A 1,529-nucleotide genomic window follows, 5' to 3' on the forward strand; every position below is an offset into this window, starting at 1 on the left:
TGTAGACCATCCCGTTGATGACCTGCCGGTCCGACACACGAGGCCGGCCCGTCGCGGCCCGCGGAATCAGCGGAGCGAGTAACTCCCACTCCTGACCAGTGAGTTCATGGCGACGTATCACTTCACCATGATCCACCTTTTGTTGATCTTTGAAGACGGACCCTAGTAAGGCTTGGTCATGTTGGTGCGAGGTCTGGCATGTCGCGGTGGCAGGTGGGGCAGGCGCCGGTCGAGGTCGCGAGGAGTAACTGCAGCTCGCGAACGACTCGGTAGAGGCTCAGGCCGACGCCGTCTCTTTTGGGGATCGGTTCAGTCGCTGCAGGGTGCAGAAGGGGGTGGGCAACCGAGACGAGGGTGACGTGGTGGTGCCAGCCTGGCCAGGTCCGGCCTTCGAAGTGGGCCAGGCCCAGGGTCTGCTTCATCTCGCGGTAGTCGTGCTCGATGCGCCAGCGGAGCTTCGCGGTGCGCACGAGGACGGGCAGGCAGGTGGTCTCGGGCAGGTTGGACAGCCAGCGGTACAGATAGGCGGGCCGGGTGCACACGCGCTGCCGGGTCACACACGCCTTGCAGCGCAGCACCGCAGCCGGCTCCTGCCCACCCGGGCGCAGACCCTGAGCGCGCAGCTGGCGACGCGTGGCCAGCCCTACCGGGGCGGTGCCAGTCGTACTCGGGTAAGCCCTCCCACGCCCGCGGCCGCGCCCCGCGCTCGCGCCGGGCCCGGGTGCGGGTGCTCACCTCGCCCTCCACGAGGAAGCCGGACGGGCGGGACGATGCGGGTAGCGGGGACGACCCGGGCGATGCGGGGGCCGGCCGATCCGGCGACGCTGACGAACAACGAGCATGATCAACCTCCTTCATGAGGGGTGGACAGCACAGCGCCCCGCCGGCGTGGAGAAGTGCGAGCAGGCGGGGCGCAGATACAGGCGGGGTGAGCGAGAGTCACGGGCCGGACGGCCTGCCCGGTCCTCGCCGATGAGCGGGCGAGGGCCAGACAGAGCAGCCGGAACGGCTGACGAGGGCTGCGGGCCGTCAGGTGGTACAGGGGAGGGGCGCTATACGTCGGAGGGGAGCCTTCCCCGGTCTGCGCGTCGTAGGCAACACCGGTCGGCGAGAGGCGGATCGTCTTGGAGTATGGCCTGACGTTCGGCTTCCAGCTCTTGCCACCGATCGCCACCCTCACCGTCACATCCGCAAGATGATCCTTCACCGGCACAGAGATCTCCGGGGACTTCGGGTACCAGTCATCCTCACGGACGCTGTGAACACTTTTCTCAGAGGCATCGATACGTAGGTGCCTGGCGTCCTTATCGAAGTAGGAGCGCAGTTCCACGATGACGCGGTCCCTATCTGCGGTCCATTGGGCCACAACATCGGCATCGACACCGTCGATGTTGAGCGAGGCTCCAGACTGGCCCTTGTACGCGGCTGCCTTCTGCTAGGTCGTGTCCGCAAAGTGCTTTGCTCGTTGTTCTGTTCGTGGTGCGTCGTCATGAGCTGACTGATGAGTTGTGGGCGGTGATCGAGCCGTT

1 pseudogene is annotated in these 1,529 nt (G+C 66.4%); it reads right to left on the bottom strand.

The window, feature by feature from the left end:
* Positions 1-326 precede the first annotated feature (326 nt).
* A pseudogene (locus ACH4C6_RS36400) lies at positions 327-512 on the bottom strand (transposase); the annotation flags it as partial.
* Between the last annotated feature and the right edge of the window lie 1,017 nt (positions 513-1,529).

The sequence above is a fragment of the Streptomyces sp. NPDC017943 genome, from assembly GCF_044328425.1.
Taxonomy (GTDB): Bacteria; Actinomycetota; Actinomycetes; order Streptomycetales; family Streptomycetaceae; genus Streptomyces; species Streptomyces djakartensis_A.